Annotated in this window: 21 protein-coding genes; 7 read left to right on the top strand and 14 right to left on the bottom strand. The window is 49.3% G+C overall.

The annotated features are described in order from the left end of the window. Positions 1-98: 98 nt before the first annotated feature. On the top strand, positions 99-1358 hold the full coding sequence (locus UCH007_RS06095) for a M16 family metallopeptidase (protein ID WP_046961339.1): 1260 nt from the start codon (positions 99-101) through the stop codon (positions 1356-1358). A gap of 86 nt (positions 1359-1444) precedes the next feature. Here UCH007_RS06095 and groL read toward each other — a convergent pair whose 3' ends face one another. The 3 genes from groL to tsaD all read right to left on the bottom strand — a co-directional run bounded on the left by groL (position 1445) and on the right by tsaD (position 4854). Beyond that, complete coding sequence (gene groL, locus UCH007_RS06090) at positions 1445-3058, bottom strand: chaperonin GroEL (RefSeq protein WP_012882466.1); 1614 nt, start codon at positions 3056-3058, stop codon at positions 1445-1447. Positions 3059-3085: 27 nt separating this feature from the next. After that, complete coding sequence (locus tag UCH007_RS06085; RefSeq protein ID WP_012882465.1) at positions 3086-3382, bottom strand: co-chaperone GroES; 297 nt, start codon at positions 3380-3382, stop codon at positions 3086-3088. Positions 3383-3873: 491 nt separating this feature from the next. After that, a complete protein-coding gene (gene tsaD / locus UCH007_RS06080) occupies positions 3874-4854 on the bottom strand; it encodes a tRNA (adenosine(37)-N6)-threonylcarbamoyltransferase complex transferase subunit TsaD (protein WP_046961338.1) in 981 nt (326 codons plus the stop codon). 118 nt (positions 4855-4972) lie between these two features. Between tsaD and UCH007_RS06075 the strand changes: the two genes are divergently transcribed. From UCH007_RS06075 to tilS, 5 genes are read left to right on the top strand one after another with little or no spacing between them, the layout of a single operon-like run. Further along, positions 4973-6247 carry an HlyC/CorC family transporter gene (locus UCH007_RS06075; protein WP_012882463.1) on the top strand — a complete coding sequence of 425 codons (1275 nt, stop codon included), beginning with the start codon at positions 4973-4975 and terminating at the stop codon, positions 6245-6247. Further along, positions 6228-6872: a TIGR03936 family radical SAM-associated protein gene (locus UCH007_RS06070; RefSeq protein ID WP_046961337.1), complete on the top strand. Its 645-nt coding sequence runs from the start codon at positions 6228-6230 to the stop codon at positions 6870-6872. The genes UCH007_RS06075 and UCH007_RS06070 overlap by 20 nt, the downstream gene beginning before the upstream one ends. Continuing rightward, the gene (locus UCH007_RS06065) at positions 6872-8050 is read left to right on the top strand and encodes a M48 family metallopeptidase (RefSeq protein ID WP_046961336.1); all 1179 of its coding nucleotides are present in this window, start codon (positions 6872-6874) and stop codon (positions 8048-8050) included. Before UCH007_RS06070 ends, UCH007_RS06065 begins: the two co-directional genes overlap by 1 nt. Before the next feature lie 2 nt (positions 8051-8052). Then, a complete protein-coding gene (locus UCH007_RS06060) occupies positions 8053-8676 on the top strand; it encodes a histidine phosphatase family protein (RefSeq protein ID WP_012882460.1) in 624 nt (207 codons plus the stop codon). A 43-nt stretch (positions 8677-8719) separates the two neighbouring features. After that, positions 8720-10150: a tRNA lysidine(34) synthetase TilS gene (gene tilS / locus UCH007_RS06055; protein ID WP_046961335.1), complete on the top strand. Its 1431-nt coding sequence runs from the start codon at positions 8720-8722 to the stop codon at positions 10148-10150. On the opposite strand, the gene UCH007_RS06050 is transcribed toward tilS, so the two are convergent. From UCH007_RS06050 to UCH007_RS06000, 11 genes are all read right to left on the bottom strand, one after another. Beyond that, complete coding sequence (locus UCH007_RS06050) at positions 10147-10980, bottom strand: arsenite methyltransferase (protein WP_023652723.1); 834 nt, start codon at positions 10978-10980, stop codon at positions 10147-10149. The genes tilS and UCH007_RS06050 overlap by 4 nt on opposite strands. Positions 10981-10983: 3 nt before the next feature. Further along, positions 10984-11232, bottom strand: a complete 249-nt coding sequence (gene hgcC, locus UCH007_RS06045; RefSeq protein ID WP_046961334.1) for an HgcAB-associated protein HgcC — start codon at positions 11230-11232, stop codon at positions 10984-10986. Positions 11233-11350: 118 nt separating this feature from the next. Next, a complete protein-coding gene (locus UCH007_RS06040; RefSeq protein ID WP_046961333.1) occupies positions 11351-12352 on the bottom strand; it encodes a nicotinate phosphoribosyltransferase in 1002 nt (333 codons plus the stop codon). Between the two features lie 17 nt (positions 12353-12369). Then, a complete protein-coding gene (purH, locus tag UCH007_RS06035) occupies positions 12370-13917 on the bottom strand; it encodes a bifunctional phosphoribosylaminoimidazolecarboxamide formyltransferase/IMP cyclohydrolase (RefSeq protein ID WP_172644180.1) in 1548 nt (515 codons plus the stop codon). Positions 13918-13939: 22 nt separating this feature from the next. Further along, a complete protein-coding gene (locus UCH007_RS06030) occupies positions 13940-14560 on the bottom strand; it encodes a class I SAM-dependent methyltransferase (RefSeq protein ID WP_041331329.1) in 621 nt (206 codons plus the stop codon). Further along, the gene (gene purM, locus UCH007_RS06025; RefSeq protein ID WP_046961566.1) at positions 14557-15579 is read right to left on the bottom strand and encodes a phosphoribosylformylglycinamidine cyclo-ligase; all 1023 of its coding nucleotides are present in this window, start codon (positions 15577-15579) and stop codon (positions 14557-14559) included. The genes UCH007_RS06030 and purM overlap by 4 nt, the downstream gene beginning before the upstream one ends. A 115-nt stretch (positions 15580-15694) precedes the next feature. Then, on the bottom strand, positions 15695-17113 hold the full coding sequence (gene purF / locus UCH007_RS06020; RefSeq protein WP_012882452.1) for an amidophosphoribosyltransferase: 1419 nt from the start codon (positions 17111-17113) through the stop codon (positions 15695-15697). 84 nt (positions 17114-17197) lie between these two features. Continuing rightward, a complete protein-coding gene (locus tag UCH007_RS06015; protein ID WP_046961331.1) occupies positions 17198-17854 on the bottom strand; it encodes a VTT domain-containing protein in 657 nt (218 codons plus the stop codon). Positions 17855-17871: 17 nt separating this feature from the next. Then, positions 17872-20310 (bottom strand): ATP-dependent Clp protease ATP-binding subunit, encoded by a 2439-nt coding sequence (locus tag UCH007_RS06010; RefSeq protein ID WP_046961330.1) that lies wholly within the window; start codon positions 20308-20310, stop codon positions 17872-17874. A gap of 4 nt (positions 20311-20314) precedes the next feature. Continuing rightward, on the bottom strand, positions 20315-20623 hold the full coding sequence (locus UCH007_RS06005; protein WP_023652715.1) for a MerR family transcriptional regulator: 309 nt from the start codon (positions 20621-20623) through the stop codon (positions 20315-20317). 12 nt (positions 20624-20635) lie between these two features. Continuing rightward, positions 20636-21628, bottom strand: a complete 993-nt coding sequence (locus UCH007_RS06000) for a DnaJ C-terminal domain-containing protein (RefSeq protein WP_046961329.1) — start codon at positions 21626-21628, stop codon at positions 20636-20638. Between the two features lie 282 nt (positions 21629-21910). Between UCH007_RS06000 and UCH007_RS05995 the strand changes: the two genes are divergently transcribed. Next, the gene (locus tag UCH007_RS05995; protein WP_046961328.1) at positions 21911-23545 is read left to right on the top strand and encodes a CTP synthase; all 1635 of its coding nucleotides are present in this window, start codon (positions 21911-21913) and stop codon (positions 23543-23545) included. The last annotated feature ends 3 nt before the right edge of the window (positions 23546-23548 follow it).

The raw sequence follows: 23548 nt of genomic DNA, 5'->3' as shown, positions 1-23548 counted from the left end.
TTAATTATAAGGCAGACTCACTTAGGTGTCTAATTTAAGGGTTTATTTGACACCTCTTAAGACCATGTTTATTATTCAAAAAGAAGCGAGGTGTTTATTTGTATGAATTAAGTATTTTGCCAAGTGGTTTGCGGGTAATAAGCCACCATATGCCTGCCAGCCGTTCGGTTACCATTTGCGTATATATCGGGGTGGGTTCGCGGTATGAAACAGACTGCGAGGCCGGTGCCAGCCACTTTATAGAACACATGGTGTTTAGGGGAAGTAAAAAATATCCTGATTCCCAGCTTATTTCCAGCGCCATAGAGGGGGTGGGGGGTATTTTAAATGCGGCTACTGACCGTGAGTCTACCCTTTACTATGCCAAAGTGGGCAGTGACAAGTTTGCTCTGGCCCTGGATGTGCTTTCGGATATGCTGGTAACCCCCCTGTTTAACCCCGAAGACCTTGAAAAGGAACGCAAGGTAATCTACGAAGAAATAAGCATGAGCCTGGACAATCCTTCCCACCGGGTGGGGCTGCTGCTTGATGAAATACTCTGGCCAAATCACCCGCTGGGGCGGGATATTGCCGGTACTCGACAGAGCGTGGCAGGGCTGGACAAGCAAAAACTGCAGGCTTTCATGCACAGCCATTACACCCCTGCCAATATAGTGGTGGCAGTAGCCGGAGATATAAAGCGCAAGAGTGCCGTGGCGGCTATTTCCCAGGCCTTCAGTGGTTTGGGCGGGAAGAATGAAATACAGTCTTTTGCCCCATATCATTATGGCAATCCTTGCCAGATAGGGGTGGACAAGCGAGATGCGGAGCAGATTAACCTGATGCTGGCCATGCCGGGCATGAACCGTCTGGATGACCGCCGTTATGCTTTCAGCATATTAAACACCATATTGGGTGATGGTATGAGCAGCCGCCTTTTTGCCCATGTCAGGGATAATTTGGGATTAGCCTATTCTGTCCAGTCCGGTACGGAGTTTTTGCATGATACAGGGGCTTTTTCCATATATGCCGCAGTAGATCCTGCCAATCTGACGGCCTGTGTCGAGGCTATACTTACGGAACTGGAAAGCGCAAAAACAACCATAACGGCTGAGGAGTTGACAAAAGCCAAGGAAATGTCTAAGGGACGGATACATCTGGCTATGGAAGACAGCCGTTATATGGCTAAATGGATAGGCTCTCAGGAACTGCTGTGCCGAAGGGTGAATACCCATGAAGACGTTATTCGTCTGATAGACGGGGTAAGTCTGAAAGCTGTAATGGAACTAGCGGGTGAGTATTTTAGGAAACCTGAAATGCGGCTGGCTCTGGTAGGGCCGGTAGACAAAGAAGCAGTGGAGGGTTTACTGAAAGGCTAGACAACCGGTCTGCCGTTTAGATTATTCATGATAAAGAAAAGGGCGGGATCGAAGTCCCGCCCTTTTCTATTTAACCCGTACGGGTCTTAGTACATTCCGGGGGCTTCAGGCATGGGGGGAGCGGGGTTTTTATCCTGAATGTCGGCTACCAGTGAGTCGGTTATAAGAACCATGTTGGCAATAGAAGCGGCGTTCTCAAGGGCGGAGCGGACAACCATGGTGGGGTCAATGATACCCATTTCAGCCATATCGCCGAAGACATCTTTCTCAGCGTTGTAGCCATGGCCTACGGGTGAGTTCTTGACCTTGTCAACGATTACGTTGCCGTCTTTGCCGGCGTTGGTGGCAATCCAGCGGACAGGCTCAATAAGAGCCTTGCGGACGATATTGACACCGGTGGCTTCATCGCCTTCCAGTTTAAGGGCATCAAGACAGGGCAGGGCGTTCAGGAGACCGGTGCCGCCGCCGGGCAGGATGCCTTCTTCAATGGCGGCACGGGTGGCAGCCAGAGCATCTTCAACGCGGGCTTTGCGCTCTTTCATTTCGGTTTCGGTAGCAGCGCCTACGGCGATAACAGCTACGCCGCCGACCAGAGCAGCCTGGCGTTCCTGCAGTTTTTCGCGGTCAAAGGCAGATTCAGTTTCTTCAATCTGGGCTTTAATCTGCTTGATGCGGTCCTTGATAGCTTCGGCAGAACCTTCGCCGTCAATGATGGTGGTCTTGTCTTTATTGGAGACAACTCTGCGGGCATGACCAAGGTCAGCTTCGGTTACGGAATCCAGCTTGCGGCCGGCTTCCTTGCTGATTACATGGCCGCCGGTCAGGATGGCCATATCTTCCAGCATGGCTTTCTGGCGGTCACCATATCCGGGGGCTTTGACAGCCAGGATATTCAGATTGCCGCGCAGCTTGTTGACTACCAGGGTAGCCAGAGCTTCGGCTTCAACATTTTCAGCTACAATGACCAGATTCTTTGAAATCTGCAGGATTTTTTCCAGAGCGGGCAGAAGCTCGGCAACGGTTTCAATCTTGCGGTCAGTCATAAGAATGGTGGCGTCTTCCATGATAGATTCCATCCGGCCGGGGTCAGTTACGAAGTAGGCGCTGATATAACCGCGGTCAAACTGCATACCTTCTACGTAGCTGGTTTCATAGCGCAGACCACGGGATTCTTCAATAGTGATAACGCCGTCTTTGCCGACTTTGTCCATAACGTCAGCAATCAGGTTGCCGATTTCAGGGTCTTTACCGGTGATGGTAGCGACCTGAACAATCTGCTGTTTGCCCTTGACGGGGGTGGAATTCTTGCGGAGCTGGGCCTTCAAGGCAGCAACAGCCTTTTCGATACCGCGTTTCAGATTGATAGGTTCGGCACCGGCGGCAATATTTTTGAAGGCTTCGTTGATAAGGGCCTGAGCCAGTACGATAGAGGTGGTGGTACCGTCACCGGCGGCATCGCTGGTGCGGGTAGCGGCCTCTTTGACCAGCTGGGCGCCCATATTCTCGAAAGCATCGGGCAGTTCAATATCACGGGCAATGGTTACACCGTCATCTATAACAGTGGGTGCGCCCCATTTCCGCTCCAGGGCAACGGGATGACCTTTGGGACCAAGGGTTACTCTTACTGTGTTGGCCAGAGTATCAACACCCTTTTTGAGGGAGACCCTGACTTTTTCGCCAAATATAATCTGCTTAGCCATTATACCTCCTAATATTCGTTAAAAAATTTAGCCTACGATTTTAGCCATAATCTGGCTTTCGGGCATGATGATATACTCAATGCCGCCAGATTTAAGTTCAACACCGCCGAATTTGGGGAAAAGAACCTTGTCGCCGACTTTAATGCTCATAACTTCGCGTTTGCCATCTTTATCCAGACGGCCGGGACCCACGGCTACTATCAAGCCTTCCTGGGATTTTTCCTGAGCGGCGTCGGGGATGATGATGCCGCCTTTGCTCATATCCTGTTTTTCCTGGGGTTGGATGAGTACCATGTTGTGCAGGGGTTCGAATCTAATTGCCATTATTCCTCCTTCTAAGTTTGACTAAATTTATTGCGGCAATTTTTTAGCAGTCTCAGTACGAGACTGCTAACAGGCATATAATACAGTACTGAGAGGTCACCTGCAACTGTATACAGGGGAAGTTATGGTTATTTAGGGTTAAATAAACTGGAATATACGTCTAAAAACTAAAAAAGCTATCTTATCCAATATTGTAAACTCTCTATAATGACTGTTAGCGTGTCAGTAACAGGGTTTAGCAGAGTTGCTTAGACGTGTAATTACTCAAAAATATACAAAAGTATATTATAGTACTACGCATAAATGCGCAGATAATTTACGTAATAAGTACGATAGTAAGACCTTTGGTTCTGATTTATACTGATTACAGTTCTAAAAGATCTGGATGGTCTTTTAAAACTGTACAGGCCGCCTCAAATACTGTACAAGTTGTAAAAGGGAGCTCGGAAACGGGTTCCTTTTTTATTTTCAGACATTCGCAGCCGGTTGACTCAGGAAGTAACAGACAGTGCAGGCAGAACATCCATATCCAGTCCGTCTTGGCTGCCGGATATAAAGCGGAAATAGCCGCAGGAGGCTATTACGGCAGCATTATCGGTACATAAACCTATCGGCGGTATGGAAACCATCAGAGGGGATTGTTCGCTTAGCTGTTTACGCAGCAGGTTGTTGGCGGCCACTCCGCCTGCCAGCAGTATCTGTTTTACGTTGTACTCTCGGGCGCAGTTTATGGTTTTGGTTACCAGTACATCTACCACTGCTTTTTGAAAACTGGCGGCGGCATCATTTACCGAACAGACTTCGCCGCTTTCCACCAGCCTGAGCAGGGCAGTTTTTAGTCCGCTGAAGCTGAAGTCATGACTGCCGGGTATCCACGAACGGGGCAAATCCAGTACTGCCTGACCATCCTGCGAAGCTCTGTCTATGGCAGGCCCGCCCGGATAGCTTAGCCCCAGTATTCTGGCGGCTTTGTCAAAGGCTTCGCCTGCGGCATCATCACGGGTGTGTCCCAGCAGTTCGTACTGACCATGTCCTCTCATCAGCACCAAATCAGTATGCCCGCCTGATACAGTCAGGCACAGGCAGGGGAATTCCGGCACTTTACCAGAAAGCCAGTTTGCGTAAATATGGCCGTGCAGGTGGTTTACCGCAATCAGAGGTATGCGGCGGGCGGCGGCTATAGATTTGGCGGCATTTACCCCCACAATCAAAGAGCCTGCCAGCCCCGGCCCGTTGGTTACGGCTATAGCCGAAATTTCATCAAAGCCGATACCGGCTTCCTTAAGTGCGTCATTTATTACCGGTAATATGGAAAGCAGGTGCTGGCGGGAAGCTACTTCGGGAACTACCCCGCCGTAACGGGAGTGGATATCTATCTGTGAGGATATGCGGTTTGATAAAATATTTACGCCGTCTTCTACTACCGAAGCCGCGGTTTCATCACAGGAGCTTTCTATACCAAGTATTTTCATATATTCAGGATTATAGCATAGACAATGTCAAGGGGCTAAACCCTTTGACACCCATATAGGTCAATGTTATTATAAATATCCAGGCTCTGTTGCCTAGGTTAGTGAGGTTTTCTTCAAAATGAGTACCGATACTTGGTACCTTATACTCTTCTTTCTGTGTGTTGTCTTTTCAGCTTTCTTTGCCAGCTCTGAAACTGCCTTTATTTCGCTACAGCGTTTCCGTCTGCAAAATCTGGTACAAAGCAAAGTAAAGGGAGCAGACAAGGTCTCCAAACTGATGGAAAGGCCGGAAAAATTCCTTTCAACGGTGCTTCTGGGAAACAACTTCGTAAATACGGCTGCTTCCGCCTTGGGTACCGTTCTGGCGGTGTCAGTCTGGGGCAATGAAACCGGTGTGCTTATTGCCACTGCGGGTGTTACTATTGTACTGCTGGTTTTTGGCGAAACCACTCCCAAAACTCTGGCCACCCAGCATTCTGAAAAGATAGCCCTTTCGGTAGCTCCTATTGTAGAAATAATTTCAAAAGTATTTGCACCCGTAGTGGCTTTGCTTGGCTGGATATCCTCCGGTTTCACCAAACTCTTCGGCGGGCCTTCGCTTAAGAGTTCGCTGGTTGCCGAAGATGATATCCGTGCCATGATAACCGTAGGCCATAAAGAAGGTACGGTAGAAGAAGACAAAGCTGAGCTTTTGCATAAGGTGTTTGAGTTTTCCGACCGGCCGGTGCGTGAAGTAATAGTGCCCAGGCCGGAAGTGGAGAGCGTGGAAAAGGGCTCAACCCTGAAAAACTTTATGGACTTGTATTCCGAGTCTCCTATGTCACGTTTCCCTGTGTACGAAGAAAACATGGATAATGTGCTGGGTATTTTATCCATTAAAGATGTGCTGATGGCACTTGCTAAAGGTACTCATACTCCGCAGGATTTGGTGGACGACCTTATGCGTCCGGCTTACTTTGCTCCTGAAACCAAGCCTATCGGCAAGCTTTTCAATGAAATGCGGGAAAAGAATTTTCGTATGTGCGTGGTTATAGACGAATACGGCGGCACTGCCGGTATTGTGAGTTTGTCACGCCTGATGGAAGAGATTGTAGGGCCGGTGGGTGATGAACTGGCTGAAGCTGAAAAAGATTATGAGTCTATTAACGAGTATACCTTCCAGGTAGACGGCAGCATGCGCATAGAAGAAGCTAATGTTGAAATGGAATTGGACTTGCCTGAAGGTGATTATGAAACTATTGCCGGATTGATACTTGACCGTTTGGGATACATACCCAAGCAAGGTCAGCAGATTAAATTCCAGAACCTCAAGGTGGTCATTACCCGTATGAAGGGTATGAAGATTGACGAAGTCCTGATAACAAAGGAAAAACGTGCAGCGTCTAAGAGTTAAATATCAAAGGGGAGAAAACCTGAAATTTGTTTCTCACCTTGACATAATACGTCTGTGGCAGAGAGCTTTTTACCGGGCAGGAGTAGAACCTGCTTATTCGGAGGGGTTTAACCCGCACCCGCGCATGGCTTTGGCATCACCCTTGCCGGTTGGATATACCAGCCGGGCGGAATTTATGGATTTGTATACTTCCGTCGCTCTCAGTCCCCATTATTTTGAAGATTTAATAAATCGCCAGCTGCCGGAGGGTGTCAAGATACTCCAAAGCTGTGTTGTGCCACTTGAACAGGATTCGCTGCAGGCACTGGTGCGGCAGGCGGAGTATCTGGTAGATGTGCGTACTTGCATGTCCCTTGCGGAGTGCCGGCAGGCGGTGGATGAATTTTTGGCTAAAGACATTCTTGTCTGGCAATTGCAGCGTCAGGACAAGGTGAAAGAATATGATTTGCGCGCTCAGGTAGCTGAACTGGAAGTGGTTTCTCTGGCAGAGGGTGTACTGCGTCTACGGATGCTCCTTCAGTGCGATAGTAAAGGGGCAGGCCGCCCTGAACAATTGACCAAGGCACTGGGTATTACCGAATTTCCCCTGTCAATGGAGCGTAGACGGCTTGTTTTGGAGGCCTGATGCCTGAAGATGAACTGGCTCTTCCACCTGAAAATAGTTTAAACTCTCCCCTTAGGCTGGATACCGAACGCCAGCAAAAAGCCGGAGAATACAGCCGGCTTCAACGCCGGTTCGCTTATATTCAGACGATTATTATTGCCTTAGCGGCATTGGGTCTGATCTTTGGCGGATTATCTGCCTCTTTTACCGGCCATTTGGGATTGCCGCTTGTTTGGTCAGCCGTTGTCTATTTTGGCCTTATTGCGCTGGTTTACGAAATATTCAGCCTGCCGTTTGGTTATTACACCGGATATGTATTGGGCAAACGCTATGGTGTACTAAGCCAGACACGTCAGGCATTTTTCACGGATGCCGCCAAATCTTTTTTAATCACTCTGGTGCTGGGTGGGCTTCTGGTAGCTGCGGTTTATGCCGTTATGGATACTTGGCCGGATATCTGGTGGCTGCTGGTTTGGCTGGGGTTTCTGGCTGTCAGCATGGGTATGACTTTTATTGCTCCGGTCTGGCTTATACCACTTTTCTACTCCATGAAACCCATGGCAGAAGGTAAACTGAGAGATAGCCTTTTAGAGCTATGCCGCCGTATAGGCGTGTATGTTCGCGGTATATATGTTATAGAGTTGAGTGCCCGCGGAACTGCTGCCAATGCTGCCCTTATGGGTCTGGGACGTACAAGACGGATAGTTTTAAGTGACAATATGATAGACCGTTACTCTATACCTGAAATAGAGGTTATCATGTCCCATGAGATTGCTCACCAGCAGCATAATGATATGCTTCGTCTTTTTTCCCTTCAGGCAGCAATCTTGTTCGGGGTGCTGGCAGCGGGCGGGGTTATTTTCAGTTATCTGAGTGATGCTGTGGGATACCAAGGACTGGCAGACCCTGCCGGGCTGCCCTTGCTTGGGGGTATACTTTTGGTACTGCTTTTGCTTATTTCACCTGTGATCAGTCTCTTTACCCGCAAAATTGAAAAACAGGCAGATGAATTTGCTCTGAATATCAGTAATAACCCTGCGGCTTTTCGGACAGCTATGACTCGTCTGACCAACCAGAATTTGTCTGAAGCCGAACCCTCAAACTGGCTTGAACGGCTCACTCAAGATCATCCCAGCTATATGCAGAGAATCCGCTTGGCGGACGAATTTGAAAAACGCCACAGCCTAGACAGAGGCTAGACATGACCAGAATATATTTGATACGCCACGGGGAAACAGACTGGAATAATAAAAGGCGGCTGCAGGGAGGGTTAAGTGATACCCCCTTGAATGAAAACGGGCTACACCAGACCCGCAGTCTGGCACTGCGGCTAAAAGAGGAAAAACTGTCTGCCATATATACCAGTCCTCTCAGCCGGGCAAAAGTGACCGCCGAGGTTATTGCACTTGAGCATGGGCTTGCCATTAATACCGCACCTGACCTTCGGGAGATAGAGGCAGGTGATTTTGAAGGTATTGACATGGGCAGTACCAATATGAAGGTTACCGAACTTTTTACCGAACCCCATCCTGAGGGCGGTTTACCCCGTATTCCCGGCGGCGAATCCCTCACTGATGTCCAGACCCGTGCCTGGCGGGTTATCACTGATATAGCTGCCAAGCACCCTGACCGGAATGTGGCGGTGGTCTGCCATTATTTTGTGATACTGGCTATTATCTGCAAGGTGCTTGATTTGCCCCTGGAAAAAATGGGTAATTTCAGGCTTCACATCGGCAGCCTGAGTCTGATAGAGTTTAAGGGCAGTCAGGCCTATCTGGCACTTTTTAACGAAAATGGCTTTCACCATGACAGCCGTTGCATTTGAAAATATACTTATTCATTAAATTTTAAAAGGCGGGAATATACCCTTGGACAATACCGATATTTTAACAGAACGGGTAAGAAAATATATAAAAAAGCAGGGGCTGGTTTCAACCGGAAATGAAATACTGCTGGCTGTTTCCGGCGGACCTGACTCTGTTTGCATGCTTTACATAATGCATAAACTGAGTAGTGAAATGGGGTTCAGTTTACGGCTGGCACACTTGAATCATGGATTGCGGGGTGAAGAGTCTGAGCGGGATGCCGCCTATGTGGCTGAACTGGCCGATAATTTAGGCTTGCCCCTTTGCCAGCAGAAAATCAGTGTCAAGGCCTATCAGGATGAACACCACCTGTCAACTGAAGAAGCCGCCCGTGAAATGCGTTATGCTTTTCTCTGCCGGACTGCGGCGGAACACGGTGCGGCGGCAGTAGCGGTGGGACATACTATAGATGACAATATTGAAACCGTTATGCTCCATCTGGTACGCGGCAGCGGAACCCGAGGTCTTCAAGGGCTTAGACCTGTTATAAGCCGTGACATAGCCGGTGCGGGCTGTCTAAGGGTTATCCGCCCTTTGCTCAGTCTCAGCCGGGCGGAAACTCAAAGTTATTGCCGCGAAGCCGGACTTTCACCCGTACAGGACGCAACTAATCAAAGCACCGAACCCCTGCGGAACAGGATAAGGCTGGAGGTATTGCCCATGCTTCGGGCAATTAACCCTGCGTTTGAGGAAACCATACTCCGCACCGCTTTTATTGCGGGAGAAGAAATGGCTCTGCTGGATGAAGTTACCTCCCAAATGAAGGCTGAACTGGTAATCCGTCAGGATAATGTGCTTATGATTGAAAAAATAGAGATGCAGCGGCTTCATCCTGCACTTAAAAGAAACCTTTTGCGTCAGATGATGGAAGAATTGCTGGGCGGATTAAAAGACATTGAAGCCCGTCATATAGAGAGCATTGTCCAGACGTTGGACAGGCCTGCCGGACGGCGGATAGATTTACCTTATAAACTGGTTTTTCAGGTAGACTATGAGCATTACCTGCTGGGCTGGGGCATTGACGCTCTCTGTCCGTATCCGCCTTGTGAGGGTGAGTATTCGCTGACAATTGGCAAGGAAACTGTCATTGACGGCTGGGTGGTAAAAACTGAAATATTGCCTTCTCCAGTGGGGCTGGATTTAAGTGAAAGTACTCTGGTGGCTTATCTGGATATGGACAAAGCCGGGAGTGACCTGGCAGTCCGCACCCGCACCGAGGGTGATCAGTTTCAGCCGCTGGGTATGGAAGAAGCCAAAAGCCTGAAGGAATTTATGATAGATAATAAAATCCCCCGAAGCTGGCGGGCCAGAGTACCATTGCTTATTTCCGGCAAAAAGATACTCTGGTTGGTGGGTTATCGTATCGGCCAGTCCGCCAAGATAGACGAAAAGACCCGCCGGGTGCTTCGGGTGGAATTCAATCTGTTGGGCTAAAGCGGTTTATAAGCTTTGAGCCTTAGACTGCTTATTAAACCATCCAGCTCATTGGTTTCAGCATCTTCATGGCTGTGACAGGATTCGTCTGAACAGCCGCAGCCGCAACCTTGGTCATCACAGCAGCTGCCTGAGCCGTAGGTTTCTTTGGATAGTAATGTTATGTCAATAAAACCGGCGTCGTGGATTATATCCAAATAATCATAGAATTGTTCCGCACCGGCAATACAGCTTACATATGCGGCGGCAGATTTGCGGACTTCTTCCGGCAGTTCCCCTTCAAGTACAATGTCGGATATAACTATCCGTCCGCCCGGCTTGAGCACCCGCAAGGCTTCTTTGAAAACAGCGGGCTTATCCGGTGACAGATTTATTACGCAGTTGGAGATGATAAGGTCTATGCTGTCTGACTCCAGCGGCAGGTTTTCAATCTCCCCCTGGATAAACTCCACATTGGTATAGCCGCCCTGAAAAGCGTTGCGTTTGGCTATAGACAGCATTTGGGGTGTCATGTCAACACCTATTACTTTACCTTTTGCACCTACCCGCGGGCTTGCCAAAAAGCAGTCAAAGCCGCCGCCCGACCCCAAATCCAGTACGGTTTCCCCTGCCTTTATTTCAGCCAGTGCCAGAGGGTTGCCGCACCCCAGTCCCAGGTTCGCCCCTTCGGGAACGGAGTTTATTTCCTCTTCGGTATAGCCTGCCTGAAGGCTGGATTCGGCTGCCATGTCTGAGCTGCAGCTGCAGCAACTGCAGCCGCTGGCTGGCGAAGCCGCATTTTCGGCTATCTGGCCATATTCTTCCCGAACCAGTTTCTTGATGTCTGCCATAGGTTAATCTCCTCCTGCAATTGTCATGTTTTTTAAAATGGGGCTGACTATTTCATTGACCAATTCCGAAAACTCGTCTGCTTTGATAAGCAGCAGACAGCAGGGTTTCCCGTTTGAATGCCGGGTAATGGCTGCCAGCTTGTCTCCCGGCTGAATATCCAGCTTAGTGCGGATTTCCTTTGGCAGTACCAGCTGGCCGCGGGCATCCACGCTTACAATGGCATCTATGCCGCAGCAACATTTTTCTTCCATATTGGCCTCACAAAAATCAGAAAAATCAGAATATACTGAATAATACTTCAGTTAGCTATTTCTGTCAAATAAAAAAAGCGGCTGGTCAGAGCCGCTTTAAACTTTAGTATGGGGATAGCTAGCGTACTTTTTTGAGGCGGGGGTTTTGGGCAAGACCGGGTATCCGCCCCCGCTTGGCTATCGGTTTGCCATCAATTTCGTGCAAATCTGCGGTGAAATCAATAGGGCGGGCACCGCTTATATAACTGCCTGTGCCGTAGCCGTCTACCGGGGCGTTATTCTCCGCAAAGTAGCGGATACGTTCCGGGGTAAGGCCACCTGAGACAAATATCTTAACGTGTTTGTGTCCGTCCATATCCAGATTGGCCCGTACTTCTTTAACCAAATCGGCTGTGACTCTGCCTCTCTCAAGGGGGGTGTCCAGCCTGACACTGTCCAGCCTTTGTCCCATGGCAACGGCTACCCGCAAGCTTTCTTCCACTTCGTCTTTAAAGGTGTCCACCAGAGCTATTCTGGGTACTTGGGGCGGCATGTGTTTGTCAAAGGCCAGGGTGGCTTTTAAAGTATCACCCATGACCAGTATCAGGGCATGGGGAATGGTGCCCGAAGGGTTGATTCCTGATAACCGTGCACCTTCAATAGATGAACAGCCTTTGCACCCGCCCACTATAGCAGCATAATCCATGCGTCCGGCAACCAGCGGGTGGATATGGCGTGCACCAAAGCTGGTAACTGGTATATCCCCTGCTGCTTCAACACATTCACTGGCGGCGGTTGCCCAGCCTGTACCTGAAGCCAGCATGCCTAAATAAACAGTCTCATAAAGACCGAAGCTCAGATAAGGAGCTTTGATGCGCATGACAACTTCCTTAGCGGAAATCTGGTCGCCATCTTCCAAAGCCCATATTTCGCCCTCGCCCGCCGGTAATACCGCCTGCAGAAGCTCTACAGCCTCGCTCAGGCCGCACAGAATACCCGGCCGGGTGGCAAATACTTCCATCACTGCTAAAGGATTCTGGTTTTCCTTGGTCAGTATTTCCACTGTACGGGCAAAATAAATATCAGTGGTATCCCCTGAGAGCAGGTTTCCGGGTATATTAAACTTTGGTTTAATACTCATAACCCCTCCGGTTATTTCTAATGGCGGAAGTGACGCGTTCCGGTAAAGACCATGGCGATATTATATTTGTTGGCAGCGTCAATAGATTCTTGGTCGCGGATAGAACCACCCGGCTGGATAATGGCGGTCACTCCGGCCGCTGCCGCCTGTTCAACACTGTCAGGGAAAGGGAACATGGCATCAGAGGCCATGACACTGCCCTTTGATGCCTCACCGGCCTTGCTCTTGGCAATGTCTACGCTGACTACCCTGTTCGGTTGCCCTGCGCCCATGCCCAGCAGTACTTTATTTTTGGACAGAACAATAGCGTTTGATTTGATATGCTTGACTGCCCGCCAGGCAAATTTCAAATCCGCCATTTCCTCCGCAGTGGGTGCGCGTTTGGTTGCCACTTTGGTTTGAAGGGCATCTTCCGCCAGTTCGTCAGCAGCCTGAACCAGCAACCCTCCCTTTACCCGGCGGTAATCCAGTGAAAAGGTTGCGGTATCATTATGTTTGGGAAGGTCGGCTATAAGTATACGCAAATCCTTACGGGTTTTAAGGAATTCCAGTGCCTCCGGGGCATATTCGGGGGCAATGATGATTTCATAAAAGACACCCTTCATGGCTTCGGCCATGGCCAGTGTCACTTTGCGGTTGGAGGCTACTATACCGCCATAAGCCGAAACGGGGTCACCCGAAAAGGCCTTCTTGTAGGCTTCGGCTACATCTTCGCGGCTGCACAGGCCGCAGGTATTGGTATGTTTGACTATGGCTACTGTTGCGGCCGAGAAATCGGTGGCGGCACCCCAGGCGGCGTCTGCATCTAAGATATTGTTAAAGGAAAGCTGTTTGCCCCAGACCTGCTGCGCCCAGGTAATACCGGTGTCCTGTCCTTGTCCAACCCTGTTTTCAGCGTAAAATACTGCCGGTTGGTGGGGGTTTTCACCGTAACGCAGGTCATAGCGTTTGGAAAGGGCTATGGTCATATTTTCGGGGAAGCCCTCTTCTCCTTGCCAGAGATACTGGGAGATAGCAGTGTCGTACATAGCTACATGCTGAAAAGCCTTTTGGGCTAGCTTTTTGCGTTCATCAAGGCTCAAAGTGCCTGTTTTAAGGTGTTCGAGCACACGGGGGTAATCCTGTGGGTCTACCACTACAATCACACTTGGGAAGTTCTTGGCGGAAGCCCTTATCATGGTGGGGCCGCCGATATCGATGTTTTCCAGTGCATCGGTCAGGCTTACATCCGGCCGTGAAACAGTCTTGACAAATGGATAGAGATTGACTACCACCATGTCAATGGGTTGGATATTGTGTTCTTCCAGTTCGGCCATATGTTCGGGCAAGTCACGCCGGGCAAGTATGCCGCCGTGTACCTTGGGGTGCAGGGTTTTAACTCTGCCGTCCAGTATTTCAGGTGAACCGGTCATATCTGAAATGCCGTGAACGGTTACATTTGCCTGCTGGAGTGATTTCTTGGTTCCGCCGGTGCTGTATATATCAAAACCCAGTTCTGACAAGCCCTTGGCGAATTCGATAAGACCGGTTTTATCTGAGACGCTCAGGATAGCCCTCATGACAATCCCTCCTTATGTTAAATAAATTTTATTTCTCACCCGAGGCCAGAAAAATATCTATGGCAATCTGTTCCTTGCAGGTACAGCCTGGTGCGGTACATTTCTGGTTCAAGGTTTCAACCCTAATATTTTTCAGTCCGGCCTGTTCAAACCAGCCCTTGACAGCTTTTAATTCAAATCCAGGCCAATGGTCATGATGTTCTTTCTGCATGTCCGCATGCGTATGGAGGCAGAGATCTGTTATTACCAGACGCCCGCCCGGCAGCAGTATCCTGCTCATTTCTTTTATTGCCCCTGCAGGGTCCTCGACATGATGGAGAAACATGTTAGCAAAACTGTAGTCTATGCTTTGGTCTTTTAAAGGGAGTGTGTTTCCGTCTGCCTGCAAACAGGATACACCGTATGCCCCGAATTTGGATTTAATCTTTGCAAGCATGGCGGAGGATTGGTCAATGGCAACAACCCTGCAGTTTTTCCGCAGCAGTTCTGCGGTCATGTATCCCGTGCCTGCGCCTATATCGGCGGCTATGCTTTCTGGTTTTACGCCTGCGGCTTCAATGGCAGCTTCGCGTATGCGGTCTGAGAAAAAGCCCTGACGCATTTCGTCCCAGTTGTCTGCTACCTGATTGAAGTAATCCCGGCTGCTCATTCAATTATCACTTGTACTCCGCTCTGGCGGGCAACAATCTCCCCGATAACTTTTGCTTCCGGCAGGTTTTCCATTATACGAGAGGATTCTTCGCTGCCGGCTATAATAACCATGCCTATACCCATATTAAACACATGGAACATCTCGTCACGGTCTATTCCGCCAATATTCTGGATAAGCTGGAACAGGGGCGGTATTTCCCAGTTTTTGGTTTCAAAACAGGCGGACACATCTTCGGGCAGTGTCCGGGGAACATTGTCTGTCAGGCCGCCGCCGGTTATGTGGGCCAACCCCTTTATGAGATGAAGGTTGGGTTTTATTTCTTTCAGATAGCTGCGGTGGGGTATGAGCAGGGCTTCACCTGCTGTTTGCCCCAATTCAGGATAGTATTTGTCCAGCGCTTCGCGGCTTTCACCCAAAACTTTGCGTGCCAGTGAATAGCCGTTTGTGTGAAGTCCGCTTGAAGACAGCCCCAGAATCATATCTCCCGGTTTGATACCCCGGTTGATAAGCATATTTTCTTTTTCAACTACCCCGACAATAAAGCCGGCCAAATCGTAATCTTCCCCGTGGTAAAGACCGGGCATTTCGGCAGTTTCCCCGCCGATAAGGGCGCAACCCGCCTCTAGACAGGCGGTAGACAGTCCCTTGACAATGTCGGCTATCTTCTCGGGGTAAAGCTTTCCCATGGCGATATAATCAAGGAAAAATATTGGTTCAGCCCCGGAGGTTAATATATCATTGATAGAGTGATTGACAATGTCAATGCCTATGGTATCGTGTTTATTCAGCACGCCTGCAATTTTCAGCTTGGTGCCTACGCCGTCACAGCTGGAAACCAGAACCGGGTTTTTGTAACCTTTGAATTCGTACATTCCGCCGAAAAAACCAGGACCTGCCAGCACCTGAGGCCCAAGGGTGGCTTTAGCGTATTGTTTGATGAGTTCTTTTGATTTTGAGGCGGAGTTTATATCTACTCCTGCCCCGGCATATGTGTCTTTGATGTGGCCACCTCTCAAATCGTGGTAACTAAGATTATCAGAAATAGCTATCAACTGCAAAGAAAAAACACCGCCCAAGGTATTAAACTTCAGGAGGTGTAAATCTTGGTAACAGTTTGTCCGGGGAGGGAGATCAGCTTTCGGGTGATGGCATTTGGCAGCAGTTATTCCGCTGATTGCCGAGTGCAAATTTATCCATCTCCAGCTGAACAGGCAGAGCATATTCGCCGGTAAAACAGGCCAGGCAGAAGTTTTCTTTGGGCAGTCCAACCGCCTTTATCAGACCGGGCAGGCTGAGGTAACCGAGAGAATCCGCGCCTATGTATTTTTGTATCTCCGGCACGCTCATTTTGGCGGCAATAAGTTCCGAACGGGTGGCCATATCTACACCGAAGAAACAGGGGTTGGTTATAGGGGGGGCGCATACCCGCATGTGTACTTCTTTGGCACCGGCTTTACGAAGCAGGCGTATAACCTGGGGAGTAGTAGTTCCGCGGACTATACTGTCATCTACCAGTACCACCCGCTTACCTTCCAAAACACTCCTCAGGGGATTGAACTTCAGCTTCACACCCAAATCACGCAACCGCTGGTCCGGTTGGATAAAAGTTCTGCCCATATAACGGTTTTTGATAAGGCCTTCGGCCGGAGGGATGCCTGAACTTACGGCATAGCCTATGCCGGCAGCCGTGGCGGAGTCAGGTACACCTATCACCAAGTCTGCATCTACCGGGTATTCCTTGGCCAGTTCCGCCCCCATGGCTTGCCGGGCGGAATATAAAAGACGCCCGTTTATCTGACTGTCGGGACGGGCAAAATAGATAAACTCAAATATGCACAAAGCCCGTCGGGAGCTTTGCTGTTTGAAACTGGTTACGCCGGTTTGATTTATGGCCAAAATCTCACCCGGTTCTATTTCGCGTATGAAATCAGCCCCGATATGGTCAAGGGCACAGCTTTCGGAAGCAACTACGTAGCCCCCCTGCATTTTACCCAGACATAACGGGCGGACACCCAGTGGGTCACGCATGGCATAGAGGGTGTCTTTGGTCATAATGGTGCAGGAAAATGCCCCTTTAAGGCGGTTCATAGCATAGCGTATCCGTTTGACCCAGTCAGTTTCAACTGAGGAAAGGATAAGCTGGCCGATTATTTCAGTATCAGTGGAGGTTTTAAAGATATAGCCTTGAGAAGTCAGCTCTGTATTCAAAGCCTCGGAATTTACAATGTTGCCGTTGTGGGCTATGGCCATAATATTGTCACCCTGACCCATTACAAAGGGCTGGGCGTTGATTTGCAGACTTGAGCCGGTGGTGGAATAGCGATTGTGGCCTACGGCAATATGGCCGTCCAGTTTCTTGAGTATATCTTCGGTAAATATATGGGAAACCAACCCCATCTGTGAATAAAGCTTAAGTGCCTGTCCGTCAGATGTAGATATTCCTGAACTTTCCTGACCTCTGTGCTGCAGGGCAAACAGAGCGAAAAATGTGAGCCGAGCTACATCCTGACCGGGGGCAAATACACCGAAAACGCCGCAAGATTCATGCAAAGTAGACAGCCTCTTTATATCTGAATGACGATTTTTTATTATACGCTAAGCTTTGGAACGGGTCAATTTAAGCCGTGAGCAAGCTTATTCAAAACCAAACAGGCGGGTCAGACCGAAATATCCGGCATAGCAGATGGCGGTGCATTTGATAAACTTGCCTGCCAGTGAAATCAGCATAAATTTGCGGATGCCGAAATTTACTGCTCCGGCAGCCAGAGTCATAGGGTAGAAAAACGGATTAATGATAGCTGAGAGAATAAAAACCATAAGTGAACCCCGTCTCTCCATCAGGTGCATCATTTTGCAGTACAGGCGGTTTAATTTGCTGCCTGAATCTGTTCCTGCCAGACTGGATTTGCCCGAATAGCCAGTCATGTAAATGGAGAAACCGCCCAGGGCTTCGGCCAGACTGGCCACTATTCCGGCAAAAAGAGGACCCAGTATCGGGTCTCCCACCGGCGGGGGCAAGACCCCTCCCAGAGTAAACTGGATGGCCAGCATAGGCACTGGAACTATGGAGATGGAACTGCCCAGAAAACTTATGGCAAACATGCCGATATATCCGTAACCGGCCAGATCCTGAATAATATCCCGGCGGATAATAAGCCAGACCGAAAGGGCAATGCTGATAATTATAACCAGAACGCCGAGCCAAATCCCCCATCTTTTAAACCATGCACGGGTCTTCAGCTCGGCACCGGTTGCGCATATTGAAATATCTTCTTCGGGCAGATCCGCCATCTAAGGCCTTCCTGGTATCAGGCGGTCTTCTGGCTGAAGCTCAGAGCTTCATCCGCCTTGTCCACCAGTATTGTAGCATTTTCACTAAACTCATTGCGAAGCAGCTTGCCAGCCAGCGGGCTTTCAATGTATCTTTCAATGGCTCTGCGAAGGGGTCTGGCACCAAAGGCCGGGTCATACCCTACCTTGGCCAGCCAGCCCTTGGCGGCATCGGTCAGCTCCAGCTTGAGTTTGCGTTCATCAAGGCGTTTGGAGACATCTTTTATCATGAAATCTACTATCTTGCGTATCTGTTCTTCAGCCAGCTCGTGGAAGACAATTATTTCATCCACCCGGTTTATAAACTCCGGCCGGAAGGTCTTTTTAACCTCGGCCATGACCTTGTCTTTCATGCGTTCATAGCTGTCCTGCCGGGTCTTGGAGTCATCATTCCTGACGGCAAAACCCAGGGCAGATTCGCGTTTGATAGTTTCTATGCCCGCGTTGGAGGTCATAATGATAACCGTGTTTTTAAAATCCACCGTTCTGCCCTGCCCGTCTGTCAGGCGGCCGTCATCCAGCAGCTGGAGCAGTGTGTTGTATACATCCGGGTGGGCTTTTTCAATCTCGTCCAGCAGGATAACCCGGTACGGGCGGCGGCGGACCAGTTCGGTAAGCTGCCCGCCTTCGTCGTAGCCCACATATCCGGGAGGTGCACCTACCAGACGGGAGACAGTGTGTTTTTCCTGGTATTCAGACATATCCAGCCTGACCATAGCGGTTTCATCATCAAATAAAAACCATGCTAAACTGCGTGCCAGTTCGGTTTTGCCTACGCCGGTAGGGCCTAAAAACAGGAAACTGCCTATTGGGCGGCGCGGGTCTTTGAGCCCTGCCCGGCTGCGGCGGATAGCTTCAGCTACGGCTTTTACTGCCTCTTCCTGGTCTACCATTCGCTCGTGTATGCGGTCTTCCATATTCAGCAGTTTGGAAGCTTCACCTTCCAGCATCTGGCTGACCGGTATGCCAGTCATAGATGAAACCAGTGCCGTTATCTGCTCGGCAGTGACTTCTTCGGCAATTTTTTCCTGTTTCAGCCATTCCTCACGGGCTGTATTGAATTTCTCTTCCAGACGCATCTTTTCGGCTTTGAGTTCGGCCGCTTTTTCGTATTCCTGCAACTGAGAAGCTGCTTCTTCCTCAATGCCTGTCTGGCGGAGTTCATTTTCCAGTTTCTTTACTTCCGGCGGGGCACTTTCGCTATCCAGACGGAGTTTGCTTGCGGCTTCGTCAATAAGGTCTATGGCCTTGTCAGGCAGCTGGCGCTCCGTAATATAGCGGCTGGACAGCCTGACGGCTGCTTCCAGTGCGGCATCGCTTATCTTCAGCTTATGGTGGGCTTCGTACTTGGGTCTGATACCCTTTAATATCTCGATAGTTTGGTCGACTGAGGGTTCTTCTACAAATACCGGCTGGAAACGGCGTTCCAGAGCAGTGTCTTTCTCTATATATTTGCGGTAATCATCCAGAGTGGTAGCCCCTATTGTCTGGAGTTCACCCCTGGACAAAGCCGGTTTGAGCATGTTTGAGGCATCTATAGCCCCCTCAGCCGCTCCTGCCCCGACTACGGTATGGATTTCGTCTATGAAAAGAATAATTTCACCGGCGGATTGCCGCACCTCGTCCATCACGGCCTTGAGGCGTTCTTCAAACTCTCCGCGGAACTTGCTTCCGGCAACCAAAGCGCCCATGTCCAGGGCCATTACCTTGCGGTCACGCAAGGATTCGGGTACGTCATTATCCGCAATTTTCTGGGCAACCCCTTCGGCAATGGCGGTTTTACCAACACCAGCTTCACCCACAATGACCGGGTTGTTTTTGGTGCGGCGGGAGAGTATCTGCATAACCCGGCGGATTTCCTGGTCGCGGCCTATTACCGGGTCTATTTTGTTCTGTTTGGCAAGTTCAGTTAAATCACGGCTGTATTTAGCCAGTGCCCTGTATTTGCTTTCAGCTCTGGCATCGGTCACCCGGTGTCCGCCCCGTATTTTTTGGAGAGCGGAATATACTTTTTCCTGGTCAATACCAAACTGCTTCAAAATTCGGGCGGATTCTCCCTGGGTATCTCCTGCTATAGCTACCAGCAAGTGTTCTGTCCCTATAAATTCGTCCCGCAGGCGGTCTGCTTCGTTATTGGCGGTTTGTAGCAGGCTGATAATGCGGGGGGTGGGGTATATCTGGACGTTGCCGCCTACTGCTTTGGGCGAACGTTTTAAAGCTTCTGCCAGCTGTTTGGTTATCTCCTCTGAGTTTATTTTGAGTTCTTTTATTATTTCACCCACCAGTCCTTTTTCCTGACGGATAAGTGCCAGCAGCACATGTTCCACATCCCATTGGCTGTGCTGATATTCTTGCACCAGTAACTGTGAAGCGCTGAGTGCTTCCTGGGCTTGTTCGGTAAATTTCTCCTGTCTCACGGGTTTACTCCCCCTCTCTGAGTAGCTGTATTTCTTCCCTCAGGGCTTCGTTTTCTGACATAAGCTCCTGAATACGATTACGCATATTTAAAATAACTTCAACCCCGGCCATATTTATACCCAGCTCATCCAGCAGGGTCTTGGCCAGTTTTAACCGTTCAATATCCTGTTCCGAGTATAATCTTATTCTGCCCTGCGAACGGAATGGCTTGATAATACCTACCCGTTCGTAATAGCGCAGGGTGTAGGTTTGCATGCCCAGTATTTCAGCGGCTACCGAGATTACATAACGCGGTTGATTAGTATTTTCCATGATTGTCTCCCTTTAACTGTCCGGCCGAAGCTGGCGCAGTTTTTCAAACAGGTTTCTTTCCGTATCGGTAAGTTTTTCCGGCAGTATGATGCTGACTTTCGCCAGCAAATCTCCACTTCCATCCTTTCCCAAATGGGGGATACCCTGTCCTTTCAGGCGGAAAGTGCGTCCGTTTTGAGTTTCAGCCGGTATTTTCAGTGCCAGTTTACCCTTGAGAGAGGGGACAAATATCTCCCCGCCCAACATGGCGGTAGTCAGGTTTACCGGCACATTTACTGTCAGGTCGTCATCTTTGCGTTCAAATTTTTCATGGGGGCGGACATTAATGCGCAGGTACAGGTCACCCCTTTGTCCACCCGCCTGTCCATACCCTCCCTTGCCTGCCAGACGGATTTTGGAGTCGGTATTTACACCCGCTGGTATTTTGACTTCCAGTCTTTCAATACCCGGATTTATACCTGTACCCTGGCAGGTTGGGCAGGTCTTTTTATCTTTTACACCGCTGCCTCCGCAGGTTTCACAGGGTTTTTGCATCTGGAAACTTAGCAGACGGCTGGTACCACTGGCGGCTTCTTCCAGCGAAATGTCTACGGGTTGTTCAATGCTTTGTCCAGGCTGGGAGCGGCTTCGGCGCCCGCCCATGCGGCCGCCCAGCATCTGGCTTAAAATATCTTCAAACCCGCCGCCTTCGGAACTGCCAAAGCTGAAATCATACCCGCCAAAGGGGTTGCCCTGGGTTTGCTGCTGACTGGCTCGGGCCTTTTCAAACTGTTCGCCATACTGCCACTGGTCACCATACTTGTCATACTTAGCCCTGTTTTCAGGGCTGTTCAGTATTTCGTAAGCCTGGTTTATCTTTTTAAATGTTTCTTCAGCCGCCTTGTCCCCAGGATTTAAGTCAGGGTGGTATTTGCGGGCAAGCTTGCGGTATGCCTTTTTTATTTCGTCTGCGCTGGCGGTTTTCGAAACGCCCAGTGTTTCGTACAAGTTTTTTTCATTAGCCATATAATTCCCCCTTGGGAAATACCTGTTTAATATTATATTATGATGCTATAAATAGTGTCAATGGGGTATTATTAAAGTTAATAAAATAGTGTTAAATCTGTTTAAGAAACACGGCTCTTTTCCCTATATATAATGTTGACAAGCCTTTGGTACATCCTTATAATAAAACACGATTTAATGAATCAGACTTCTGCTTTTTCCATGGGTTTCCAAATTTGTGGCAAAGGTTCAAAATTTGCCTTTCTATTTTACTCTCATCTTATCAAGTCTTAGCAGGTTATTATGTCAAAATTTATTTTTGTAACTGGCGGTGTGGTTAGCTCTGTGGGCAAAGGCATTACCGTTGCCTCACTGGGGAATATTCTCAAAAGCCGGGGGTTGAGCGTTTCGGTTCAAAAGCTGGATCCCTATCTGAACGTAGATCCCGGCACGATGTCTCCCTATCAACACGGCGAAGTTTTTGTAACCCAGGACGGGGCAGAGACTGATCTTGATTTGGGAAGTTATGAACGCTTTATAGATATTGAGCTTACTGCTGATTCCACTGTTACTTCAGGGCAGGTGTATTCCGAGGTTATAAACAAAGAGCGCCGGGGTGATTATCTGGGCGGTACCATACAGGTAGTGCCGCATGTTACCCAGGAGATAAAAGCCAGAATACAGCGTCTGGCAGACCGGTCTAAAGCCGATGTGGTGATAGTGGAAGTGGGCGGCACTGTAGGTGACATTGAGGGGCAGCCCTTTCTGGAAGCTATCCGCCAAATGCGCAACGATACCGGCAGGGATAATGTTCTGTATATCCATGTAACCCTCCTTCCTTATATACAGTCTACCCAGGAGCTTAAAACCAAACCTACCCAGCATAGCGTTAACGAACTCAGGCGGATAGGTATCCAACCTGATATCATTGTCTGCCGGGCAGATTACCCTATATCCGAAGGTATTCGTGACAAGATTTCACTGTTCTGTGATGTGGAACGTAAGGCGGTTATCTTTATGCCCACCGTTTCCACTATATATGAAGTCCCCCTGAAGCTGGAGTCTGAGGGTGTGGGTGATTTATTGGTCAGCCGCCTTCACCTGAATGCTTCCCCGTCTGATCTCAGTATCTGGCGCGGTTTGGTGGAGAAAATTAAAGAACCTACCCCTACGGTCAGGATTGCTTTGGTTGGCAAATATGTGGAGCTGAAAGATGCCTATTATTCGGTGCGGGAGTCTCTCTGCCATGCCGCCATTCATAACGGGCGGGATATTCAGATAGATTGGGTGCATGCTGAAGATATTGAGAAAAACGGCCCGGATGAATATTTGAAACACGTTCAGGGTATTATTATACCCGGCGGGTTCGGCATAAGGGGTATTGAGGGCATGATAACCGCTGTCAAGTATGCCCGTGAAAACAGCATACCTTATCTGGGTTTGTGTCTGGGTATGCAGGTTATGGTTATTGAATTTGCCCGCCACGTGCTTCAGTCTGACAAAGCCCACTCTACCGAATTTGAACCTGATTCTCCTTACCCGGTTATTGACCTTTTGCCGGAGCAACGGGGGGTGGATTCCAAGGGCGGGACTATGCGTCTGGGCAATTATCCTTGTCTTATCCAGCCTGATACCATGGCCGGTCAGGCTTACGGGAATCAGCTGATAAATGAGCGTCATCGTCATCGTTTTGAGTTTAATAATGATTATCGTGAAACCCTTTCCAAGGCAGGTATGGTATTCAGCGGACTGTCTCCTGACGGCAAGCTGGTAGAGATTTGCGAGGTTAGCGGCCATCCGTTTATGGTTGGTTCGCAGTTCCATCCGGAGTTTCTCTCCCGGCCTAATCGTCCACATCCTTTGTTCCGTGAATTTGTAAATGCTGCTAAAAAGGTTATACGTGACGGTGAACAGCCTTCTTTGCCGCTTTCGCCCTAAAAG

Source organism: Dehalococcoides sp. UCH007 (assembly GCF_001010485.1).
In the GTDB taxonomy this organism is placed as follows: domain Bacteria; phylum Chloroflexota; class Dehalococcoidia; order Dehalococcoidales; family Dehalococcoidaceae; genus Dehalococcoides; species Dehalococcoides mccartyi_A.
This window is presented reverse-complemented; position numbering and strand designations above follow the sequence as displayed.

Bases quoted from the DNA above. Each gene is read 5' to 3' on its own strand.
- groL (WP_012882466.1), bottom strand. From the start codon at position 3,058: ATGGCTAAGCAGATTATATTTGGCGAAAAAGTCAGGGTCTCCCTCAAA.
- UCH007_RS06085 (WP_012882465.1), bottom strand. From the start codon at position 3,382: ATGGCAATTAGATTCGAACCCCTGCACAACATGGTACTCATCCAACCC.
- tsaD (WP_046961338.1), bottom strand. From the start codon at position 4,854: ATGAAAATACTTGGTATAGAAAGCTCCTGTGATGAAACCGCGGCTTCG.
- UCH007_RS06075 (WP_012882463.1), top strand. From the start codon at position 4,973: ATGAGTACCGATACTTGGTACCTTATACTCTTCTTTCTGTGTGTTGTC.
- UCH007_RS06065 (WP_046961336.1), top strand. From the start codon at position 6,872: ATGCCTGAAGATGAACTGGCTCTTCCACCTGAAAATAGTTTAAACTCT.
- UCH007_RS06060 (WP_012882460.1), top strand. From the start codon at position 8,053: ATGACCAGAATATATTTGATACGCCACGGGGAAACAGACTGGAATAAT.
- UCH007_RS06050 (WP_023652723.1), bottom strand. From the start codon at position 10,980: ATGGCAGACATCAAGAAACTGGTTCGGGAAGAATATGGCCAGATAGCC.
- hgcC (WP_046961334.1), bottom strand. From the start codon at position 11,232: ATGGAAGAAAAATGTTGCTGCGGCATAGATGCCATTGTAAGCGTGGAT.
- UCH007_RS06040 (WP_046961333.1), bottom strand. From the start codon at position 12,352: ATGAGTATTAAACCAAAGTTTAATATACCCGGAAACCTGCTCTCAGGG.
- UCH007_RS06030 (WP_041331329.1), bottom strand. From the start codon at position 14,560: ATGAGCAGCCGGGATTACTTCAATCAGGTAGCAGACAACTGGGACGAA.
- UCH007_RS06015 (WP_046961331.1), bottom strand. From the start codon at position 17,854: ATGGCGGATCTGCCCGAAGAAGATATTTCAATATGCGCAACCGGTGCC.
- UCH007_RS06005 (WP_023652715.1), bottom strand. From the start codon at position 20,623: ATGGAAAATACTAATCAACCGCGTTATGTAATCTCGGTAGCCGCTGAA.
- UCH007_RS06000 (WP_046961329.1), bottom strand. From the start codon at position 21,628: ATGGCTAATGAAAAAAACTTGTACGAAACACTGGGCGTTTCGAAAACC.
- UCH007_RS05995 (WP_046961328.1), top strand. From the start codon at position 21,911: ATGTCAAAATTTATTTTTGTAACTGGCGGTGTGGTTAGCTCTGTGGGC.